Genomic DNA, 19,785 nt, shown 5'->3' with positions numbered 1-19,785 from the left:
ATGCCTTCCCGGCTGACTATCAGAAAACGGGGCCCGCCAACCCGAAAGCCCCCTGCCCGATGGGGGCAAGCGCGCGTTCGGTCTGGCCGGAAATACAATTCCTTAGCATGATATCAAGCGCCGTTGCGCCACGCGGCAACGCACGGCTGCCCATTTGCGTCCGGCGGAATGCCAGTACGCAAGTGACGTCTCCGCCGGGCGCGCGCGTTGTATAGGTGACATCGCCATATTGGTCGGTCGCGGCCATCAGACCACCGTCGGAAATTGCCCCGAAAGGTGCTGGTGCGCCGCCGAACTGACGCAGCACATCATCCAGAACCAGCCGTGACCTGCTAGCCGTCTGCGCGGTCTGGGCACGCAGCAAAATGACATTCTCGCCTTGCAGGCTGGTCGTGTTGGGCAAGGTGATCCGTTGTTCCAGTGCGCCGTCAAGTTCGCGTTCCAGAACGACCAGCGCATTGGGCACGTTGATCAGCGCACGGGAAGCGGGCACGACGCGATATTCCGTTACGGCCTCGGCCAGTTCGGTGGGGCTTGATCCGTCCATACTGGCCAGAAAACCGCCATCACAGGCAGACAAAGCCAACCCGCCAACCACGGCCAACACCAGAAGGTGTATGCGCGCACGAACGCCGGGCGCGAAACTACTTAATCCGCCAGATACATAACCTTTATACATTGCCCTGCCTGTCGGGGCATGACCCGCGCACGAACACCCAGGACACATAGCGCCCTGACGTCACATTGCCGGATCTGGTCGGATGACCAGCCCATTTCTTGCCTCTGCCTCATCGATGTCGCACCTCTTGCGGGTGTCTTTATCGACAGTTTCCGGAATTTCGTTCCGGTTTATTCTTGATTTCTGCGTCAAGAATACCCCAGCGCTTTGCCATTTGCAACGATTGATCAAACTTGGCGCGCGCCACGGGCATGCTCGCCCCGACTGATAGTGCGCGGCAGCGCGGTCATGCGGCAGCGCCGCCTGACAGGGCGCGGTACCCCTGTACAAAAGGGCGCAAATAGCCCTTTACACCCTTTGACCTACAATATCTCGTCACCTTGGTGGGATGGCAGGCCTGTTGCGCGATGGCAACAACTCCTGCCCCCACACGGCTGTTCTGTCAGCGCCGGGCGCGCAACTTGCCCAATTCGCTGTCCAGAAGATTGCGCATCTTGTCAGTCGCGCCAGTCACGGCGGAACGGATATTGTCAGCTGCATCCTCCGCCGTGACGGGCTGGCGGCCTTCAAGCCGCACTTCCACCTTGCAATGCTTATCATCAGGGCCGTTCTTGGTGGCGTTCTGATCCTTCAGATAAACTTCCACCCGCGTGATGGAGCCGGATACCGCGCCAAGCTTGGATTCAATCACCTGAGTGACAAAACTGGTCACATCCTCGCGCCCTTCGATGGTGTTATCAGTGTTGACCTGAATATGCATGGCGTTGCCCTTTCCGGCTTGTTGTTACCCCTCAAGGGTATGCATCATTGCGCGCCGCTTCAAGATTGCCCGGCATGATTGCGGCGATATTCGCGCACCATGCAGGTCGGCGCATCCGCACGCAGGGAAAGTTCCGCCACAACGGACCACTGGTCCGGCGCAACGGCTGGAAAGAACGTGTCCGCATCGGGCACGTCCAGGTCAACATCCGTCACCAGCAGCCGGTCGGCCAGCGGCAGGAAGGCACGGTAAATCCCCGCCCCCCCGATCGCGTAAATGCGGAAATACCCCGCAGCCCGCGCAGCACTGACAGCCTGATACAATGGCAGAAACAGCGCATCTTCGCTGTCACCGGGTCGGGATGTGACGACAATGTTCAGCCGCCGGGCCAAGGGGCGCTTTGGCAGGCTGTCCCAGGTGTTGCGGCCCATAACCACCGCACCGCCCAATGTCTCTCGCTGGAAGAATTTCAGGTCTTCGGGCGCATGCCAGGGGATAGTGTTGTCCCGGCCGATGGCCCCGTTTCGCGCACGCGCAACAATCAGGCTGATCATGGGCTATACCGCCACCGGGGCCTTGATCCCCGGATGGGGGTCATACCCGTCTATACTGAAATCCTCATAGCGGAAATCAAACACGCTGGCAGGGCTGCGGGCGATGGTCATCTGCGGCAACGGGCGCGGGTCGCGCGCCAGTTGGGTGCGCACCTGATCCATATGGTTGGAATAGATATGCGCATCGCCCAGCGTGTGAACAAAACTGCCAAGTCCAAGCCCGGCAACCCGCGCCAGCATCATCTGCAACAGCGCATAGGACGCAATATTGAACGGCACGCCAAGGAACATATCAGCGGATCGCTGGTATAGCTGCAAATGCAACTTGCCCGCAAGAACCCGCACCTGCCACAATGTATGACATGGCGGCAGCGCCATATCCGGCACATCCGGCGGGTTCCATGCCGATACGATCATGCGGCGGCTGTCGGGCGTGTCGCGGATCATGCGTTCTATTTCGGCAATCTGGTCAACACCGCCGAAATCGCGCCATTGCCGCCCATAGACCGGCCCCAGATCGCCGGAACTGTCCGCCCATTCATCCCATATGCTGACGCCGTTTTCCTTCAGATAGCGGATATTGGTGTCACCAGACAGGAACCACAGTAATTCATGTATGATGGATTTCAGATGCACGCGCTTGGTGGTCACCAGTGGAAACCCGTCCGCCAGATCATAGCGCATCTGCATGCCGAAGACCGACAATGTGCCGGTTCCCGTGCGGTCATCCGATGGTTCCCCATGGTCCAGAATATACTGCAATGCGTCCAGATACTGCTTCATGAATCCCCTGCCCCACAAGATACGGTGGTTAAGTGCCGCAGAATGGCGGCAACGCGCTGATTCTGGAACCCCAAACAGGGATTGAAGCTGCTGGAAATGGAATTATCATACCCATCAACAAGGAGAGCACGCATGAAATATCTGCACACCATGGTCAGGGTCAAAGACCTTGATGCATCAATTGCCTTTTTCAAACTGCTGGGGCTGGAAGAAACCCGCCGCCATGAAAGCGAAAAGGGGCGCTTCACATTGGTATTTCTGTCCCCGCCGGGACAGCCCGAATGCCCGGTCGAACTGACCTATAACTGGGACGGGGATGAAGACTTGCCTTCTGACAGCCGCCATTTCGGGCATCTGGCCTATGAAGTGGCCGATATATACGCGAAATGCGCAGAGTTGCAGGCCGCAGGCGTGACAATCAACCGCCCGCCCCGCGACGGACACATGGCCTTTGTCCGGTCCCCCGACAATATCTCGATTGAATTGCTGCAGGCGGGCGATGCCCTGCCCCCGCAGGAACCCTGGGCCAGCATGGAAAATACCGGTCACTGGTAGGCGCTGGTCGTCAGGCCCGCTGAACAGGCGCGAAAAATATGCCATCATCCAGCACGGACTGGACGGTGGCACGTTTCACGACAGCCTCGTTCTGCGCAAACGCATAGGTCAGGGACATGTCGCATAACTGGTTTATCAGCCTTGGCACACCGCCGGTGGCTTCATAAACCAGCATCGCGGCCTGTTTGCTGAAGATACTGGAACGCCCGCCCGCAATCTTCAGGCGGTGGGCAATATAATGGGCCACGGTTTCGGGCTTCATATAGGGCAAATGGTAGTTGGCCGCGACGCGCTGCGCGAACTGAACCAGATCGGGGCGGCGTACATGATCGCGCAGTTCCGGCTGACCGATCAGGAAAAGCTGCAATACTTCTTCCTTGCCCAGATTGATGTTGGTCAGCATGCGTAGTTCTTCCAGCGCCTCGGGGGAGAGGTTCTGCGCCTCGTCAATGACAAGCAGAACGCGGCGTCCCTCGTTATACTCCTGGATCAGGAATTCCTGCACTTTCAGGAATTTGCCTTCCTCGCTCAGGTCGGATTTCGTCAGTTCCGGCAGCAACCATTGCAGGATGTCGCGCGTATTGGGCCGCGTGTTGGTCACCAACGCAATGGACAGCGCGTCATCATCTTCGGCTTCTTCGATGAAATGCTGTAACAGGACCGTCTTGCCTGCGCCAATCTCGCCGGTCAGCAGCGTAATGGGGGACCGTGTTGCCAGCCCGTATTGAAGCATGGCATACGCCCCGCGTGCGGCATCCGACCAGAACAGGAACTCCGGATCAGGTGTCAGGGAAAACGGCCGCTGATGCAGGCCGAAATGCTCCAGATATGAACTAAAACTATGGGACATTGATCCTTGAAGCCGATACAAAACGTTGATCACAACCTACTACGCAACCCGGTCTACAGGCGGGATGTGACAAAATTCAAGCTGAAACAAGACAAGGTCGTGGCAATCCAACTTCCGAAATGACCCTGAAAATCCGATTCGCCGATGTTTACGCGAGAAGGTCAGAATCACGACATAATACTGCCACTACAGCACTGAAGTACTAAAGCATATGTCAACAATCAGGCCCGGACGCAGCGACAGAACACCAACCAGAAACAATACCGCCGGTTTTGCAGTAGAATCCCTATACCGCATGAATCTGTGGTGCTTTTTTAAAGCGCGGCCAGCCTGTGTGATGTATCAAACTTTATGTGTTTAGGAATCAGTAAGCTTTTCAGGCCGTGGATTCGTTCGGTCCAGGGAAGCGTCTATCAGGACTAGTATTATGGCAAGTGTCACGTCATCCAGCTCCCCCATTGCGCAGTATCAGGCACAATCACAGAAGATGGTGATGCCACGTTATTTTCTGCGTGGGGCCTATGCCAGATTTGGCAAACGTATGGTCGACATTGCCTTCGTCCTGCTGCTGCTTCCCATTGCGATTCCGGTTGTGGCATTCAGTGTTATTGCGCTGCTTGCCACTGGGGCCAGTCCGTTTTACGTTCAGCCCCGGATCGGGCGGCGCGGCAAGGTGTTCCAGATATTGAAATTGCGCACCATGCATCCGGATGCGGATGCCCGCCTGAAACATATTCTGGAAGCAGATTCCGCCCTGTGCGCCGAATGGACCGAGAACCAGAAATTGCGCAATGATCCGCGCATCACATGGGTTGGGCGCTACCTGCGCCGCACATCAATAGACGAACTTCCGCAATTGCTGAATGTTCTGCGCGGCGACATGAGCCTGCTTGGCCCGCGCCCGATGATGCCTGAACAGGTGGCGCTCTATGGCCCGACCTTGCCCGTATATATGGCATTGCGTCCTGGCATTTCAGGTCTGTGGCAGGTCACCGAACGCAATGATGCCAATTTTGCCCAGCGCGCAAGAATTGACGCCGATTATGCTGCAACGCTGGGCTTCGCCAATGACCTGCGGCTTGTGTGGAAAACCATTCGGGTTGTCCTGCGCAGCACCGGTTTCTGAGCGGCCATGCGGCTGATCGCCAGACCACGCGGCCATAATCACGGCACCGATGATGACTTGCAACCGGTGGAATACAGTGTCAAAGCCGCGATTATGGCGCCCAGAAACGTGACCTTTCAGACCAGAACCAACAGCCCTGCCGTGCTTGTGCTGGTCGCAATCACCTGCCTGCCGGAAATTCTGCTGACGCTGTTGGGCACAATTTCTCCCAATGCGTCCCAATGGCGCATGACCGCGATTGCCTATGGCGCCTTCTGGAATGGGCTGCTGCAGGGATGGGAACCGCTTTATCTGTTCCAGCGTGAAGCCATGTTTGCAAGCTATGCATTCCTGCATGGCGGGCTAATGCATCTGCTTGGCAATATGGTTGCCGTGCTGGCGCTTGGCGGGATTGTTGTCGCACGCATAGGGCAAAAAGGTTTCCTGCTACTCTATGCAATCAGCGCCTTCGGCGGGGCGGCGGGGTTCGCGCTGCTGTCGGGCAGCGAGACACCGATGGTTGGTGCATCAGGTGCGGTTTTCGGCCTGATCGGGGCGTGGAAATTCTGGGAATGGCAGGCACGTCAGCATTTTGGCAGCCCGATGCGGCCGCTCTGGTCGTCACTCATCGGGCTGGTCATATTGAATATCGTGCTGTGGGTATTGCTGTCGGGCCTGCTTGCATGGGAAGCGCATCTTGGCGGGTTTCTTGCCGGTGTCCTGTTCGCCGCGATCGTCACGCCGACCCTGCGCTACCGGGTGTAGGAACACGGTTATCCTGATTCAGCGGCTAACTGCCGCGATAGGTCGAAAACCCATAGGGCGACAGCAATAGCGGGACATGATAGTGACTTGCCGCGTCGCTGATGCCGAAGCGGATTGGAACCTCGTCCAGAAACAGCGGCGCGGCCCCGGCCTGCCCGGTTGCCCGCAAATAATCGCCAGCGGCAAAAACCAGTTCATACCGGCCTGTGGCAAAACCCGCTTGCGGCAGGATCGGGCTGTCGGTGCGCCCGTCCTCATTGGTTGTCATCCGCGCCAGTTCCACGCGGGCACCGTCTTGCAACCTGTAAAGCGTGATCTGCAAGCCCTGCGCGGGCAATCCGCGGGCCGTATCCAGAACATGGGTGGTCAGAAAACCGGACATTGCGCGACTCCGTTTTGTGCAGATATGGTCAACAGTCTAGACCGGCGCACCTGATACACACCAGCCCCTTGCCATGACCCACGCTTTCAGGTCTTTCAAAAAATGACTGAAAGCGACAGTGGTTATTCTGCGGTATCACATCGTCGTCCTGAATGATCGGAGGCCACCTTGCAACGCTACCCCCGCAACCTGACCGGCTATGGTGCAACACCCCCTGATGCCGCATGGCCCGGTGGCGCAAAAATCGCCATCTCGCTGGTGCTGAACTATGAAGAAGGGGGCGAGAATTGCCTGCTTCATGGGGATGCCGCGTCTGAAGGGTTCCTGTCCGACATTCCCGGTGCCGCGCCATGGCCCGGTCAGCGGCACTGGAACATGGAATCCATCTATGACTATGGCGCAAGGGCCGGGTTCTGGCGGCTGCACCGGTTGTTCACATCGCGCGGATTGCCGGTCACGATTTATGGGGTCGCCACAGCGCTGGCACGAAACCCCGAACAACTGGCCGCCATGAAAGCGGCGGATTGGGAAATTGCCAGCCATGGCCTGAAATGGGTCGAGCACCGTGACATGCCAGAGGATCAGGAACGCAGCGCCATAGAAGAGGCTATCCGCCTGCACACAGAGGTTGTGGGCAGCCCCCCATGCGGCTGGTATACGGGGCGCTGTTCAGTCAACACGGTGCGGCTTGCGGCAGAAACAGGTCAGTTTGACTGGATTTCCGACACGTATGACGACGATCTGCCGCATTGGATGGAATTCGGACCGCGTGATCAGCTTATCCTGCCCTATACGCTGGAAGCAAATGACATGCGCTTCGCCACTGCGCCCGGCTGGGTGACAGGCAGTGATTTTGAAACCTATCTGAAAGATGCTTTCGATGTCCTTTATGCCGAAGGGGACGCGGGCGCGCCGAAAATGCTGTCCATCGGGCTGCATTGCCGCCTGATCGGGCGTCCGGGCAAGATTGCGGGCCTTATGCGTTTTCTGGACCATGTGCAGGCGCATCAGGGGGTGTGGTTCGCGCGGCGCATCGACATCGCGCAACATTGGGCCGCCACGCACCCTCATCACCGCCGCACCCGCCCCAGCACGCTTGACCGCGCCGGTTTCATCGCATGCTTTGGCGGCGTTTATGAGCATTCACCATGGGTTGCCGAGCGCGCCCATGCACTGGAACTGGGGCCTGCCCATGACAGCGCGACAGGGCTTGCCAATGCCATGGCGCGCGCCTTCCGCGCGGCCAGCGCGGATGAACGTCTGGCCGTGTTGCGCGCGCATCCCGACCTTGCGGGCAAACTGGCCGCCGCCAAACGCCTGACACCGGACTCGACCCATGAACAGGCCAGCGCCGGGCTGAATGCACTGACCGACACCGAACGCGCCACCTTTGAAAAGCTGAATGCCACCTATGTTGAAAAACACGGCTTCCCCTTCATCATTGCCGTGCGCGACAACACCAAGGCATCCATTCTGGCGGCATTCAATGCGCGCATCGAGCATGACACCGCAACAGAATTCATCACAGCCTGCCAGCAGGTCGAACGCATTGCCGAATTGCGCCTGCACACTATTCTCGGGGCTTCATCTTGCTGAAAACACTCAATTGCAGCCGCTAAACCCAACGGAACCGCCACAATGACGCGCAACCTGGCCATACGCCCCCTTACCCCCGCCGCATTCGTACTCTTTGGCGATGTGCTGGACATTGAAGGGCAACCTGACAAGCTGATCAATCAGGGCCAGTGCGGACGCTATCACGACCGCGCACACGTGGATTTCGGCGAAGGCGGGCGGGCGGGGATTTCGCTGTTTGACGCCCAGCCCCGCGCTCTGCCCTATACGCTGACCATGATGGAACGTCATCCCGATGGCAGTCAGGCCTTCATCCCCATGCATACGGAACCATTTCTGGTGATCGTGGCCGAAGATGCCGGAAACCGCCCCGATACCCCCCGCGCATTTTTGACCAATGGCGCACAGGGCGTCAATTTTCACCGCAATATCTGGCACGGAGTTCTGACGCCATTAGCGCAGCCCGGCCGCTTTGCCGTGATCGACCGTATCGGCGATACGCCCAATCTTCAGGAATACTGGTTTGACACCCCATGGCAGGTTCAGCACCGGATCTGAATGCGCGTCACGAATCGCAGATATTCAGCAAGCTGACCCATTGACCGTCATTCAGCAACGCACCGCGCGGGGACTGCGTCAGCGTGTCCATATCCGCGCGCAGCTGGTCGGAGATCTGGCCCAATGCGGGATCAAGGGGCGTGGCATTGGCCAATAGCGGGCCGGGCGACAGCTCCAGCCGTTCAAAACGCGCCTGTATCGCCGCAATATCCGGCACAGCCACTGGCGCATTCAGAACCGCGCGCGCATACCCACGTATGGCATTGGGTCGCAATTCCCCCGATGTCAGCAACCGAAAGGTGGAAAACACCCCCGCATGCCGCAACAGCGGGCGCAGCGGATCATCCGCTGCAGCACGCGCACCGGCAAGGACCAGCGCACCGGCCAATGCTTCGACGCTTTCGGCCTGATCAACAAGGCGCGCATCCACCACGAATAACCGCCCCGGCAAGTGCTGTATGCGCGGGGCTTCCAGTGACAGATCACGCAGGATAACCAGCCGCGCCGGTGCGTCGAACAAGCGCCGCTGCAAGATACCAAGCGCATTGGTCCCCAAACTGCTTTGACATTGTGTCGCACCCGTTTGGCGCAATTCGGCCAGCAAGCGCTCCGCGATCTCTGTGCGTTTGGCCATGGGCACGACCGACGCAGTATGATCGACCAATGCAGGCGGCAGCAGGAATGCACCAAGCCCCAGAACCAAAAGGCTTAACGCCCCCATGATCGGCACGCGCAAGCGTTCAATCAGACCCTTTGGCGGGGCCAGCGCCGCATGCAGTTCTTTCAGCGCATCGATCAGCAGATCTTCGTCCAGTTCCAGCACTTCACTTGCATCGCCATCGGGGCTGAACAATGCGGGGCGCTTGCCCGGGTTCAGACGTTCAATCGCTGCCAGCGACCAATGTGACAGCACATGCATGCTACGGCTGTCCATGATGACCAGCGTCGCATCCCCGAAGGATACCACGACTTCGCGGCGCTGTTCTTCAACCGCGCCTGACCAAAGGCCCATGCCTTCAAGTTTATGATATTTCTTAAGCGCGGTCGTCATGCCGCTTGCCTGCTCTGCCGTTTTGAGGGCATCTTAGCGCAAACCCGCACGCAAGACCAGCACGTCACAGCGCGCGCACCAGGTCACGCAGATCGGATTTCTGTATCTTGCCGGTCGCTGTTTTCGGCAGGTCCATGAACACGACTTTCTTCGGGGTCTTGAACCCTGCCAGATGATCACGGCAAAAGGCGATCAACTCCTGTTCGGTCACCTGCGCACCCGGTTTCACCTCTATACAGGCGCAGGGCACTTCACCCCATTTCGCATCCGGCCTTGCAACCACCGCTGCCAACCACACCGCCGGGTGCTTCATCAACACGCTTTCCACCTCGACCGAGCTGACATTTTCGCCCCCCGAAATGATGATGTCCTTGGCCCGGTCCGCGATCTTGATATAGCCATCGCTGTGCCAGAACGCGATATCGCCGGAATGGAAATACCCGTTGCGAAACGCCTCTGCCGTCGCTTGCGGGTTCTTGTAATACCCTTTCATCACGCCATTACCACGATGCAGGATTTCGCCCAGGCCGACCCCGTCGCGGGCCACCTGCACCATGCTGTCGGGCTGCATCACGATCACATCTTCCATGAAGGGCATCAATACGCCGGTGCGGGCCTTCACCTCTGCGCGGTCATCGCCTTGCACGCTGTCGAACCCGTCATGCCACAGGCATTCCGTTGCGGGGCCATAGGTTTCGGTCAACCCGTAAACCTGCGTCACATTGAACCCCAGCGGTTCAATAGCCGCCAGAACGGCCGATGGCGGCGGGGCACCTGCGGTAAACACCTCTACCAGATGATCAAAGGGCAGCCGATCTTCGGGGGGCGCATTGATGATGGTCTGCAACACAATCGGCGCCCCCCCGAAATGGGTCGCCTTTTCCACGCTGATCGCATGATAGATGCCCGCAGCGGTCACATCGCGCAGGCGGAGGATACACCCGCCAAGCACAGGAATCATCCAGGGGTGGCACCACGCATTGCAATGAAACATCGGCACAATCGTCAGATACCTGGGGAACAGCGTCATGCGCCAGGATATTGGCTGACTGAGGGTGGACAGATACGCGCCGCGATGATGATAGACCACGCCCTTTGGGCGGCCTGTTGTTCCGGATGTATAGTTCAGCGCAATGCTTTCCCATTCGTCCTGCGGAAGGATCCATGAAAATTGCGGATCGCCCGCGTTCAGAAACACCTCATATTCAATGTGGCGTCCGGTCGGGGCAAATCCCGCCTCATGATCGGCAACTTCGACAATCACGGGCGGGTTGTCCAGTTCCGCGCAGGCCGCTTCGGCAAGGGGCAGAAACGCCGTGTCCACCAGCACAAGTTTTGCCGCGCCGTGACCCAGAATGTACGCCACTGTGCCGGTTTCCAGCCGGGTGTTGATTGCATTGAGCACTCCACCGCAGGCAGGCACTGCAAAATGCGCCTCGGCATGGGCCGGGATATTGGGCAGAAGCGTTGCCACCACATCCCCCGGTGCCACGCCATGCGCGGCCAGACTGGCGGCAAGGCGCGTCACCCGTGCGCCATATTCGGCATATGTCCGGCGTGTGGTCCCATAGACCAACGCTTCATGCCCCGCAAACACATCTGCGGCGCGGCGCAAATGCGACAATGGCGTCAATGCAACATGGTTTGCTGCATTCCGGTCCAGTCCGGTTTCATCCTCAAGCCAGCCCATCGCCCCCCCTATCGCCCCGTCATGCAGCCGACTCCACCCGCAGCATTGCGCGAAATTATCCAGAGTTCCCTTGGATTGAAATAAAATTGCCTTGGAAATGTCCAGTTCTTTCCCTGATTCTGTCCTCAACAAATGGTAAATCTGAAAGTAAGGCAGGAATGCACCAACGACAGTACGGACTCAAAAAGGAGATTCGGAATGCTGAATTCAGGAGATAATGCGCCTACACGTTTTGGAAGTCTGTCCGCTTTTGCGCCCGCGATTTCGGTGGCCATGCACAAGGAAGCCGGGCTCTATGATGTCGCCCTGCGCGAAGACGGGCTGCTTCCCGGAACACTGATCGGCACGGCTTCGGGGTGGCGCGGTGTGGAAACAATCCAGCCCGGCGATCTGGTTCTGACATTTGACAATGGCATGCAACGGATCGAGGCCAACCACAAGGTGACCATCGCGCAAGCAAGCCTACCCGCACACAAAGCATTCATGATGGTGATTCCCGCAGGTGTTCTGGGCAATCGCAAACAGATAACGCTGCTGCCCTGTCAGGAAGTCATCGTTGAATCAGACCTGGCCGAAATCGACTTTGGCGAGCCATTTGTCCTGATTCAGGCCCTGATGCTTGAAGGGTATGGCGGCATTCACCGTGCGCCTATCACGGGGGACGTTACCGTTCACATGCTGACCTTCGCATCCGAACAGGTCATTCATTGCGCGGGGGCCGCATTGGTCAGCGCGCGTGCCGAAAGCGATTTTTCGCCCCTGCATGCAGCGGCTGCCGTCGGCGCATCATCGGACACACCGCGCTTGAACCTGTCGCAACTGCACAGGATTGCAGAGAACCTGAAACAGGACGCGGCCTGCACGGGGTTTGCCGCACATGCCGCGTCGTTCACTTATGCCGCAGCAGATTCGCGGTTTGCATAGAAGCCGCGCCCGGTCTTGGCCATCTGGCGCAGCAGTTCGGGGGCGCTGAACCGCGCCCCGAACCGCGCTTCAAGATCATCGCACACAGAGACCGCAAATTCCGGGCCAAGCATATCCAACCACGAGAACGGCCCGCCCGACCAAGGTGCAAACCCCCAGCCCAGAATCGCGCCAACATCCCCTTCGCGGATATCTTCAAGCACACCTTCTTCAAGGGCACGCACCGCTTCAAGCGCCTGCGCAAACATCAGTCGGTGCTGCACAGTTATCAGGTCGGGCTGGTCATCTGATTTCGGGAATTTATCTGCAATCCCCTGCCACAGCCCCTGCCGTTTGCCCTTGTCGTCATAGGTATAGAACCCGGCAGCGGATTTGCGCCCCAACCGCCCCTGCTCAACCATCCAGAACACCACTTCATCCACGTCACCATCGGCATAGGAATCCCCCATGGCGACGCGGGTGGCCTTGGCAATCTTGGCGCCCAGATCAAGCGATGTTTCGTCCACCAGTTGCAGCGGCCCCAACGGCATGCCCATCAGCTTGGCGGCATTTTCCACCAGCGCGGGGGCAACCCCTTCGCGCACCATGCGCATGCCTTCGTTCAGATAGGGGATGATGCAGCGATTGGCATAGAAAAACCGCGCATCATTCACGACGATCGGGGTCTTGCGAATCTGGCGGACGAAATCCAGTGCCTTAGCCACTGCGCGATCACCGGTTTCGCGGCCCTTGATGATTTCCACCAGCAGCATCTTGTCCACCGGGCTGAAGAAGTGAATGCCAATGAACTGACCGGGCCTTGCGCTGGCCTTCGCCAGATCAGAGATCGGCAAGGTCGATGTGTTGGTCGCGAAAATCGCGTCATCGGGCAGCACGGTTTCGGCCTTGGTGGTCACTTCGGCCTTGACCTTGGGGTCTTCAAACACGGCTTCGATCACCAGATCACAGCTTGCAAGCGCGTCATAATCAGTAGTCGGTGTGATGCGCCCCAGGACTTCGGCCTTCTTCGCCTCACTGAGCTTGCCGCGTTTTATCCCCTTGTCCAGCACCCCCTCGGCGTAGCCCTTGCCTTTTTCCGCCGCTGCCTGCTGCGCGTCGATCAGCACGACATCAATGCCTGCATTGGCCGCGACATAGGCGATACCGGCACCCATCATACCCGCGCCCAATACGCCCAGCTTGCGGACTTTTTCATCCGCCACCTGCGGCCGGTTCGCACCTTTTTCCAGCGCTTCCTTGTTGATGAACAGCGACCGGATCATCGCGCCGGAACTTGGGTTCATCAACACATGCACGAACCAGCGCGCTTCGATCTTCAGCGCTGTGTCAAAGGGCACCTGCGCCCCCTCATATACCGCCGACAGCAATGCCTTGGCCGCCGGATAAACCCCCTGGGTCTTGCCATTGATCATGGCTGATGCACCCACAAAGGTCATGAACCCGGCCGGGTGATAGGGCGCGCCACCGGGCATCTTGTAGCCCTTGGCATCCCATGGTTTCACCAGATCGGCGTCTTTGGCCCCCAGCACCCATTCCTTCGCGCGGGTCATCAGGTCATCAGCAGGGACCACTTCATCAATCAATCCCGCCGATTTGGCCTTCTTCGGGTCCGACAGCTTGCCTTCCAGCAGGAAGGGGGCCGCCCCCATCGCGCCCAGCTTGCGCGCCAGCCGCGTGGTGCCACCGGCGCCGGGGAAAATACCCACCATGATTTCAGGCAGGCCAATCTTGGCTTTCGGGTTTTCGGCAGCGATGATGCGGTGACACGCCAGCGGGATTTCCAGACCAATGCCAAGCGCAGTGCCAGGCAATGCCGCAACAACCGGCTTGCCGCCTTTCAGCGTCTTGGGGTCCATGCCCGCGCGTTCGATCTTGCGCAGGCAGCGATGCATCGACATGATCCCGTCGAACAGGCCCTTTTCGGGCTGATCGCCGGCCATTTCCTTCATACGGGCAATCACGTTCAGGTCCATGCCGCCCGCGAAATCTGCCTTGGCCGAAGTGATGATCACGCCCTTGACGGCCTCATCGCTCAGCGCCGTGTCGATATGCGCTTCCAGTTCGGCCAGCCCTTCCATCGACAGGACATTCATGGATTTTCCCTGAATGTCCCATGTGATGGTCGCAACCCCGTCCGAATCCACGGAATAATGAAAATCAGTCATTTTATTCGCCCCCCTTACACGCGCTCGATGATCGTGGCCGCACCCATGCCGGATGCGACACATAGCGTCGCAAGGCCAGTGCCCTTGCCAGTGCGTTCCAATTCATCCAGCAGCGTGCCGATGATCATGGCCCCTGTCGCGCCAAGTGGATGACCCATTGCAATCGCGCCCCCATTGACGTTGACGCGGTCGCTGTCCACGTTGAACGCCTGCATGAAGCGCAGCACGACTGCGGCAAATGCCTCGTTAACCTCGAACAGGTCGATGTCGGAAATCTGCATGCCGGAATCGCGCAGGATTTTCTCGGTTACCGGCACCGGGCCAGTCAGCATGATTGTCGGGTCTGTGCCGATCTTGGCGGTGGCGCGAATGCGCGCGCGTGGTTTCAGACCGTATTTTTCGCCAAATTCCTTATTGCCGATCAGCACGCCCGCCGCCCCGTCAACAATCCCCGATGAATTGCCCGCATGGTGGATATGTTCAATCCGTTCCAGATGCGGGTATTTCATCAAGGCAATCTTGTCGAAACCCGGCATCACCTCGCCCATATCCTTGAACGCGGGTTTCAGGGTCGACAGACTGTCCATATCCGTGCTTGGGCGCATGTATTCGTCGCGGTCCAGAATGGTCAGCCCGTTGATATCCGTGACCGGTACAATCGACCGGGCAAAGCGCCCTTCCTGCCACGCGATGGCCGCGCGTTTCTGGCTTTCGACGGCCAGTTCATCGGCCATCTGGCGGTTGAACCCGTATTCGGTGGCAATGATGTCCGCGGCAATCCCTTGCGGAACGAAATACTGCTCCATCGCGACGGACGGATCCACTGCCACGGCCGCCCCGTCGGACCCCATGGCAACGCGACTCATCATCTCGACCCCGCCTGCGACATAGGCCATTCCAGCACCGCCGCGTACCTGATTGGCCGCGATGTTCACAGCTTCCATGCCGGACGCACAAAAGCGGTTGATGGCCAGCCCCGGCACCTGTTCATCGAAATCCGATGCAAGAACTGCGGTGCGCGCCAGACAGCCGCCCTGTTCGCCCACCTGGGTCACATTGCCCCAGATCAGGTCTTCAATCGCGCGGGTGTCCAGATCGTTGCGGGATTTCAGCTGGTTCAGCACCAATGCCGAAAGGCGCATTGCCGTCACTTCGTGCAAGCTGCCATCGGCCCGCCCCTTGCCCCTCGGCGTGCGGATGGTGTCATAGATATAAGCGTCGGTCATGTGTTCCTCCGTGTCATGTTCTGTTCATGGGGCGCATCGAAGCCTGTCATCCGCGCTTTCGTCCTGCCCCTGATATGCTCGCCGAAGGCGCCGCCGGTCATCGCTTGCGCGCCTCAAGTTCCGAATTGAACATCCGCAGGCGATGTCCCAGATTTTCTGCATGGGTTACCGACTCAAAATTCTCGAAAAGGAAAGACAGGGCTTCGCCTTCCTCCAGTCCGGCTTCTTGTGCAAATCGGCGTAAACGGCGGTATCCATCTTCGGTCATTGCCATGTTGAACCGGCGGGTCAGACGAAAACGTTTGGGCATGGAAACCTCCGTTCAATAGGTCAGTTGCCGGGTCACAGGGAACCGGCAACTTGTGTTGTAGCTAAAACTGATCAGGGCTAAGCGCCATCATCGCCCCGGACCCGCTGCGTATGCGGACCAGATGCAACGCAGTCGCGGGCAGATGGCGCGTCATGTAATAGCGCCCGGTGGTCAGTTTCGCGTCCAGAAATGCGCGGTCAGTTGCCCCGCCATCCAATGCGGCAAGCGCGGCTTTCGCCATTTGCGCCCAAACCAGACCCAAACAGACATGCCCGAACAGATGCATGAAATCATTGGACCCTGCCAGGGCATCATTGGGATTTTTCATGCCGTTTTCCATGAAATACATGCCAGCCGCCTGCAGATCCTTTGATGCCGCTTTCAACGGGTTCAGAAACTCATCAAGGCGGGCATCCCCTTCGTTTTCCTTGATGAAATCCTTGACCAGCGCAAAGAACGCCATCACATGCTTGCCGCCGTCCTGCGCCAGTTTGCGGCCCACAAGGTCCAGCGCCTGAATCCCGTTCGCGCCTTCATAGATCATAGCGATCCGGGCATCACGGGCGTATTGCGACATGCCCCATTCTTCAATATAGCCATGGCCGCCATAGACCTGCTGGGCCTGAATGCACATGTCAAAGCCCTTGTCGGTCAGGAACCCCTTGATCACCGGCGTCAGCAACGAGATCAGACCATCCGCCTGCACGTCATTCATGCGGTGGGCACGGTCGATCAGGCTGGCCCCCCACATTGTGAATGCCCGTGCCCCTTCGACAAAACTTTTCTGATCCATAAGCATTCGCCGCACATCAGGGTGTACGATCAGCGGATCGGCAGGGCCATCAGGGTTTTTCGTTCCCGTCACATCACGCCCCTGCAAGCGGTCGATGGCATAGGCCAGCGCATTCTGATACGCGATTTCTGCCTGCGCATAGCCTTGCAGCCCGACGCCAAGCCGCGCTTCGTTCATCATAGTGAACATCGCGCGCATGCCCTTGTGCAGATCACCGACCAGATAACCCGTTGCCCCGTCATAATTCATGACGCAGGTTGAATTACCGTGAATGCCCATCTTTTCTTCGATCTTGCCCACGGAAACCGCATTGGGGGCACCAAGGCTGCCATCATCCTTCACCATGATCTTGGGAACAATGAACAGCGAAATTCCTTTGGTGCCATCACCGCCACCCGGTGCCTTGGCCAGCACCAGATGGATGACATTTTCCGCCATGTCGTGATCACCGGCCGAGATGAAGATCTTCTGCCCGGTAATCTGGTAGCTGCCATCATCCTGCGGATCGGCCTTGGTGCGGATCAATCCCAGATCAGTGCCGCAATGCGGTTCTGTCAGGTTCATCGTCCCGGTCCAGTCAAGGCTGATCATCTTCGGCAGGAAAAGCGCCTTCTGCGCGTCGGACCCATGCGCAATGATTGCGGAAATCGCGCCATGCGTCAGGCCCTGATACATGTTAAACGCCATATTCGCGCCCGAAAACAATTCACCAACCGCAGATTGCAGGACATAAGGCAGGTTCTGCCCGCCATATTCTTCCGGCAGGTCCAGACCATTCCACCCACCGGCCTTGACCTGTTCGAACGCTTCTTTGTACCCGTCTGGCGTGCGCACCACCCCGTTTTCCAGTCGGCACCCCTGCTGGTCGCCAATGGCATTCAGCGGGGCCATCGCGCCTTCGGCCAGCTTGGCAGCTTCGTCCAGAATGGCGGTGGTGAATTCACTGTCCAGATCGGCATATCCCGGAATTTCCGATGCGCTGATCTTCAGCAGGTCATGCAGGACGAAGCTCATATCCTTGGTCGGCGCTTTGTAGCTGGGCATTACATTTCTCCGTGGAAACTTAGGTGCTGCATATCAGGACAATGCAGGATTCTGTGTTATTCGGCGGCTTCAGGCTTGTCGGACTGGCGCAGGACGGATTCGCCCCATGCCAGTTCCTTTTTCAGGTCGACAATTGCTTCTGTCAGTTCGTCGCGCTGGCGTTCCATGTCGGCCAGTCGCGCCAGCGCGATTTCATAGGTCTTGCGCAGCTGCTTTAACTCGCTGTCGTCGCGGTCATACATGTTCAGAAGCTGGCGAATTTCTTCCAGGCTGAAACCGAAACGCTTGCCGCGCAGAATAAGCTTCAGCCTTGCCTGATCGCGGCGGGTAAACAGGCGGTGCTGCCCGTCGCGCTGGGGGGACAACAATTCCTTCGCTTCATAGAAACGCAATGTGCGTGGTGTCACGCCGAATGCATCGCACATCTGCCTGATTGACCTGACATCTTCTGACATGGCTTCCCCCTCCGGAAAATGCGCGCTTTTCAGAGCGCCGCCTTGGGGGATAACATATGCAGGTTGACGTGAAGGTAAAGCAAAACGCCACGTCAAAACGTAGTGTTACGTCACGTTTCGCCATTCTTCAGAAGTCTGGCTGCGTCTTCGCGCAGCTTATGCAGATCGCTGATCGTGCGGTCAAGTTCAGCGGCCTGTTCGCGCAGGGCAACAAGCTGGCGATCCGCCATGTTCAACCATGCAAGAAGCTGGGTTTCTGTCCCGGATTGTTCGTATATTTCAAGCCATTGCCTGATTTCTTCCAAGCTGAAGCCGAACCGCCTGCCGCGCATGATCAGGGTCATCCTTGCCACTTCGCGCGGGGTGTAGAAACGGTTTCGGCCCTCTTTTTCGGGGCACAGCAATTCTATGTATTCGTAATACCGCAGGGTGCGCGGTGTTACGTCGAACTTCTCGCACATCTGCTTGAATGCAAGTCTGGTCTCCGTCAAATCACATGCCTCCCTGCAATATGGATATCATGCTACGCGCTCCATCGCGCTGATGCAATTCCCCGCGCCCCCTTGCCATTTGCGCCGGAACGGGCACAGATGGAATTCCCGTTATCGCCAGAGGTTCCCATGTCACAACCAGATCCGCATAGTTTCATCAGCGCCCTGCCCTTTGCACGCGCATTGGGCATGCGACTGGAAGCGATCAGCGCCGGCGAGGCGCGTATTTCCATGGATTGGGACGCGCGTTTTGTGGGCGATCCCGCAACCGGCGTCATTCATGGCGGGGCGGTGTCCGCACTGATGGACACTTGCGGTGGTGCGGCGGTAATGTCCTATCCCGGCGCGACAACAACTGCGACGATTGATCTGCGCATTGATTATATGCGCGCATCGACACCGGGACAGCGGATAACCGCGCGCGCCGTCTGCTATCACGTCACCCGCAACGTGGCCTTCGTCCGCGCGACGGCCCATGACGACGACAGCGAAAACCCGGTTGCAACCGCTTCCGGCGCATTCACCTTCGATCACGTGAAAAAGGTGTCGAAATGAAACACCCCGAACCCGTGCAGCAAGTCAAGTACCGGCGTGATACCGCGCTGCAAACGCTGGTGGGGGCCATTCCTTATGCGCAGTTCATCGGCATCCGGTTCGAACGCCACGGCGACGAACTGACTGCCGTGCTGCCATTTGATGAAAGCCTGATCGGAAACCCCATTCTGCCCGCGTTGCATGGCGGGGTAATTGCATCCTTTCTGGAAGTGGCAGCCATTGTCGAATTGAGTTGGGCCATGCTGTGGAAAGAACTTGAATCCGGCAGATTAAGTGCAGAAAGCATGGCGCAGAACATGCCACGCCTGCCAAAGACCATTGATTTCACAATCGATTTCCTGCGCACCGGCCTGCCCCGCGACGCATATGCGCGTGCGCGGGTCAACCGGTCCGGACGACGCTATGCCAGTGTTCACGTTGAAGCATGGCAGGATAACCGCACACGCCTGTTCGCGCAGGCCACCGGGCATTTCCTGATGCCTCCGGCCGCAGAAAACCCATCTGGCAAGGCCTGA

22 protein-coding genes are annotated in these 19,785 nt (G+C 58.4%); 8 read left to right on the top strand and 14 right to left on the bottom strand.

What is annotated here, in order from left to right:
- Positions 1 to 19: 19 nt before the first annotated feature.
- The 4 genes from PUT78_RS01580 to PUT78_RS01565 form a co-directional block, all read right to left on the bottom strand.
- Entirely contained in the window at positions 20 to 679 is a 660-nt protein-coding gene (locus tag PUT78_RS01580; protein WP_274350273.1) for a hypothetical protein, read from the bottom strand.
- Between the two features lie 442 nt (positions 680 to 1,121).
- A complete protein-coding gene (locus tag PUT78_RS01575) occupies positions 1,122 to 1,439 on the bottom strand; it encodes an HPF/RaiA family ribosome-associated protein (protein ID WP_274350272.1) in 318 nt (105 codons plus the stop codon).
- Positions 1,440 to 1,498: 59 nt separating this feature from the next.
- The gene (locus tag PUT78_RS01570; RefSeq protein ID WP_274350270.1) at positions 1,499 to 1,993 is read right to left on the bottom strand and encodes a dihydrofolate reductase; all 495 of its coding nucleotides are present in this window, start codon (positions 1,991 to 1,993) and stop codon (positions 1,499 to 1,501) included.
- A 3-nt stretch (positions 1,994 to 1,996) separates the two neighbouring features.
- Complete coding sequence (locus PUT78_RS01565) at positions 1,997 to 2,776, bottom strand: thymidylate synthase (RefSeq protein ID WP_274350269.1); 780 nt, start codon at positions 2,774 to 2,776, stop codon at positions 1,997 to 1,999.
- 132 nt (positions 2,777 to 2,908) lie between these two features.
- Between PUT78_RS01565 and PUT78_RS01560 the strand changes: the two genes are divergently transcribed.
- Entirely contained in the window at positions 2,909 to 3,331 is a 423-nt protein-coding gene (locus PUT78_RS01560) for a VOC family protein (protein ID WP_274350268.1), read from the top strand.
- Positions 3,332 to 3,341: 10 nt separating this feature from the next.
- On the opposite strand, the gene PUT78_RS01555 is transcribed toward PUT78_RS01560, so the two are convergent.
- Entirely contained in the window at positions 3,342 to 4,181 is an 840-nt protein-coding gene (locus PUT78_RS01555; protein ID WP_274350267.1) for an ExeA family protein, read from the bottom strand.
- A gap of 493 nt (positions 4,182 to 4,674) precedes the next feature.
- Between PUT78_RS01555 and PUT78_RS01550 the strand changes: the two genes are divergently transcribed.
- Both PUT78_RS01550 and PUT78_RS01545 read left to right on the top strand, forming a co-directional pair.
- Positions 4,675 to 5,307 (top strand): sugar transferase, encoded by a 633-nt coding sequence (locus PUT78_RS01550; protein WP_274350266.1) that lies wholly within the window; start codon positions 4,675 to 4,677, stop codon positions 5,305 to 5,307.
- Positions 5,308 to 5,313: 6 nt separating this feature from the next.
- Entirely contained in the window at positions 5,314 to 6,051 is a 738-nt protein-coding gene (locus tag PUT78_RS01545) for a rhomboid family intramembrane serine protease (RefSeq protein WP_274350264.1), read from the top strand.
- A 25-nt stretch (positions 6,052 to 6,076) separates the two neighbouring features.
- On the opposite strand, the gene uraH is transcribed toward PUT78_RS01545, so the two are convergent.
- Positions 6,077 to 6,433 (bottom strand): hydroxyisourate hydrolase, encoded by a 357-nt coding sequence (gene uraH / locus PUT78_RS01540; RefSeq protein ID WP_274350263.1) that lies wholly within the window; start codon positions 6,431 to 6,433, stop codon positions 6,077 to 6,079.
- A 168-nt stretch (positions 6,434 to 6,601) separates the two neighbouring features.
- Between uraH and puuE the strand changes: the two genes are divergently transcribed.
- A complete protein-coding gene (gene puuE / locus PUT78_RS01535; RefSeq protein ID WP_274350262.1) occupies positions 6,602 to 8,029 on the top strand; it encodes an allantoinase PuuE in 1,428 nt (475 codons plus the stop codon).
- A 42-nt stretch (positions 8,030 to 8,071) separates the two neighbouring features.
- Positions 8,072 to 8,566, top strand: coding sequence for an ureidoglycolate lyase (locus PUT78_RS01530; RefSeq protein WP_274350261.1), 495 nt, complete (start codon positions 8,072 to 8,074; stop codon positions 8,564 to 8,566).
- A 7-nt stretch (positions 8,567 to 8,573) separates the two neighbouring features.
- Here the strand turns inward: PUT78_RS01530 and PUT78_RS01525 are convergent, their stop codons facing one another.
- Both PUT78_RS01525 and PUT78_RS01520 read right to left on the bottom strand, forming a co-directional pair.
- Positions 8,574 to 9,617: a hypothetical protein gene (locus tag PUT78_RS01525; RefSeq protein WP_274350260.1), complete on the bottom strand. Its 1,044-nt coding sequence runs from the start codon at positions 9,615 to 9,617 to the stop codon at positions 8,574 to 8,576.
- Positions 9,618 to 9,681: 64 nt separating this feature from the next.
- Complete coding sequence (locus PUT78_RS01520) at positions 9,682 to 11,307, bottom strand: AMP-binding protein (RefSeq protein WP_274350259.1); 1,626 nt, start codon at positions 11,305 to 11,307, stop codon at positions 9,682 to 9,684.
- 198 nt (positions 11,308 to 11,505) lie between these two features.
- Between PUT78_RS01520 and PUT78_RS01515 the strand changes: the two genes are divergently transcribed.
- Positions 11,506 to 12,231 carry a Hint domain-containing protein gene (locus PUT78_RS01515; RefSeq protein ID WP_274350258.1) on the top strand — a complete coding sequence of 242 codons (726 nt, stop codon included), beginning with the start codon at positions 11,506 to 11,508 and terminating at the stop codon, positions 12,229 to 12,231.
- On the opposite strand, the gene PUT78_RS01510 is transcribed toward PUT78_RS01515, so the two are convergent.
- The 6 genes from PUT78_RS01510 to PUT78_RS01485 form a co-directional block, all read right to left on the bottom strand.
- Positions 12,201 to 14,396: a 3-hydroxyacyl-CoA dehydrogenase NAD-binding domain-containing protein gene (locus PUT78_RS01510; protein ID WP_274350257.1), complete on the bottom strand. Its 2,196-nt coding sequence runs from the start codon at positions 14,394 to 14,396 to the stop codon at positions 12,201 to 12,203. The two genes, PUT78_RS01515 and PUT78_RS01510, sit on opposite strands and share 31 nt — an antisense overlap.
- A 14-nt stretch (positions 14,397 to 14,410) precedes the next feature.
- Positions 14,411 to 15,622 (bottom strand): acetyl-CoA C-acetyltransferase, encoded by a 1,212-nt coding sequence (locus tag PUT78_RS01505; RefSeq protein ID WP_274350256.1) that lies wholly within the window; start codon positions 15,620 to 15,622, stop codon positions 14,411 to 14,413.
- A gap of 97 nt (positions 15,623 to 15,719) precedes the next feature.
- Positions 15,720 to 15,932 carry a hypothetical protein gene (locus PUT78_RS01500; protein WP_274350255.1) on the bottom strand — a complete coding sequence of 71 codons (213 nt, stop codon included), beginning with the start codon at positions 15,930 to 15,932 and terminating at the stop codon, positions 15,720 to 15,722.
- Between the two features lie 61 nt (positions 15,933 to 15,993).
- Complete coding sequence (locus tag PUT78_RS01495) at positions 15,994 to 17,769, bottom strand: acyl-CoA dehydrogenase C-terminal domain-containing protein (RefSeq protein ID WP_274350253.1); 1,776 nt, start codon at positions 17,767 to 17,769, stop codon at positions 15,994 to 15,996.
- 56 nt (positions 17,770 to 17,825) lie between these two features.
- On the bottom strand, positions 17,826 to 18,224 hold the full coding sequence (locus PUT78_RS01490) for a MerR family transcriptional regulator (protein ID WP_274350252.1): 399 nt from the start codon (positions 18,222 to 18,224) through the stop codon (positions 17,826 to 17,828).
- 110 nt (positions 18,225 to 18,334) lie between these two features.
- Positions 18,335 to 18,715 (bottom strand): MerR family transcriptional regulator, encoded by a 381-nt coding sequence (locus tag PUT78_RS01485; protein ID WP_274350251.1) that lies wholly within the window; start codon positions 18,713 to 18,715, stop codon positions 18,335 to 18,337.
- A gap of 129 nt (positions 18,716 to 18,844) precedes the next feature.
- Here PUT78_RS01485 and PUT78_RS01480 point away from each other — a divergent pair, with 129 nt between their 5' ends.
- Together PUT78_RS01480 and PUT78_RS01475 are read left to right on the top strand one after the other, a co-directional pair.
- Positions 18,845 to 19,270, top strand: a complete 426-nt coding sequence (locus PUT78_RS01480; RefSeq protein ID WP_274350250.1) for a PaaI family thioesterase — start codon at positions 18,845 to 18,847, stop codon at positions 19,268 to 19,270.
- On the top strand, positions 19,267 to 19,785 hold the full coding sequence (locus PUT78_RS01475) for a PaaI family thioesterase (RefSeq protein ID WP_274350249.1): 519 nt from the start codon (positions 19,267 to 19,269) through the stop codon (positions 19,783 to 19,785). Before PUT78_RS01480 ends, PUT78_RS01475 begins: the two co-directional genes overlap by 4 nt.

Source organism: Roseinatronobacter alkalisoli (assembly GCF_028745735.1).
In the GTDB taxonomy this organism is placed as follows: domain Bacteria; phylum Pseudomonadota; class Alphaproteobacteria; order Rhodobacterales; family Rhodobacteraceae; genus Roseinatronobacter; species Roseinatronobacter alkalisoli.
This window is presented reverse-complemented; position numbering and strand designations above follow the sequence as displayed.

What these genes read in the sequence shown, in the direction of transcription:
- PUT78_RS01475 (WP_274350249.1), top strand. Translation starts at nt 19,267, where the DNA reads ATGAAACACCCCGAACCCGTGCAGCAAGTCAAGTACCGGCGTGATACC.
- uraH (WP_274350263.1), bottom strand. Translation starts at nt 6,433, where the DNA reads ATGTCCGGTTTTCTGACCACCCATGTTCTGGATACGGCCCGCGGATTG.
- PUT78_RS01500 (WP_274350255.1), bottom strand. Translation starts at nt 15,932, where the DNA reads ATGCCCAAACGTTTTCGTCTGACCCGCCGGTTCAACATGGCAATGACC.
- PUT78_RS01560 (WP_274350268.1), top strand. Translation starts at nt 2,909, where the DNA reads ATGAAATATCTGCACACCATGGTCAGGGTCAAAGACCTTGATGCATCA.
- PUT78_RS01495 (WP_274350253.1), bottom strand. Translation starts at nt 17,769, where the DNA reads ATGCCCAGCTACAAAGCGCCGACCAAGGATATGAGCTTCGTCCTGCAT.
- PUT78_RS01550 (WP_274350266.1), top strand. Translation starts at nt 4,675, where the DNA reads ATGCCACGTTATTTTCTGCGTGGGGCCTATGCCAGATTTGGCAAACGT.
- PUT78_RS01565 (WP_274350269.1), bottom strand. Translation starts at nt 2,776, where the DNA reads ATGAAGCAGTATCTGGACGCATTGCAGTATATTCTGGACCATGGGGAA.
- PUT78_RS01525 (WP_274350260.1), bottom strand. Translation starts at nt 9,617, where the DNA reads ATGACGACCGCGCTTAAGAAATATCATAAACTTGAAGGCATGGGCCTT.
- PUT78_RS01545 (WP_274350264.1), top strand. Translation starts at nt 5,314, where the DNA reads ATGCGGCTGATCGCCAGACCACGCGGCCATAATCACGGCACCGATGAT.
- PUT78_RS01490 (WP_274350252.1), bottom strand. Translation starts at nt 18,224, where the DNA reads ATGTCAGAAGATGTCAGGTCAATCAGGCAGATGTGCGATGCATTCGGC.
- PUT78_RS01505 (WP_274350256.1), bottom strand. Translation starts at nt 15,622, where the DNA reads ATGACCGACGCTTATATCTATGACACCATCCGCACGCCGAGGGGCAAG.
- PUT78_RS01520 (WP_274350259.1), bottom strand. Translation starts at nt 11,307, where the DNA reads ATGGGCTGGCTTGAGGATGAAACCGGACTGGACCGGAATGCAGCAAAC.
- PUT78_RS01510 (WP_274350257.1), bottom strand. Translation starts at nt 14,396, where the DNA reads ATGACTGATTTTCATTATTCCGTGGATTCGGACGGGGTTGCGACCATC.
- PUT78_RS01555 (WP_274350267.1), bottom strand. Translation starts at nt 4,181, where the DNA reads ATGTCCCATAGTTTTAGTTCATATCTGGAGCATTTCGGCCTGCATCAG.
- PUT78_RS01570 (WP_274350270.1), bottom strand. Translation starts at nt 1,993, where the DNA reads ATGATCAGCCTGATTGTTGCGCGTGCGCGAAACGGGGCCATCGGCCGG.
- PUT78_RS01515 (WP_274350258.1), top strand. Translation starts at nt 11,506, where the DNA reads ATGCTGAATTCAGGAGATAATGCGCCTACACGTTTTGGAAGTCTGTCC.
- PUT78_RS01480 (WP_274350250.1), top strand. Translation starts at nt 18,845, where the DNA reads ATGTCACAACCAGATCCGCATAGTTTCATCAGCGCCCTGCCCTTTGCA.
- PUT78_RS01530 (WP_274350261.1), top strand. Translation starts at nt 8,072, where the DNA reads ATGACGCGCAACCTGGCCATACGCCCCCTTACCCCCGCCGCATTCGTA.
- PUT78_RS01575 (WP_274350272.1), bottom strand. Translation starts at nt 1,439, where the DNA reads ATGCATATTCAGGTCAACACTGATAACACCATCGAAGGGCGCGAGGAT.
- PUT78_RS01580 (WP_274350273.1), bottom strand. Translation starts at nt 679, where the DNA reads ATGTATAAAGGTTATGTATCTGGCGGATTAAGTAGTTTCGCGCCCGGC.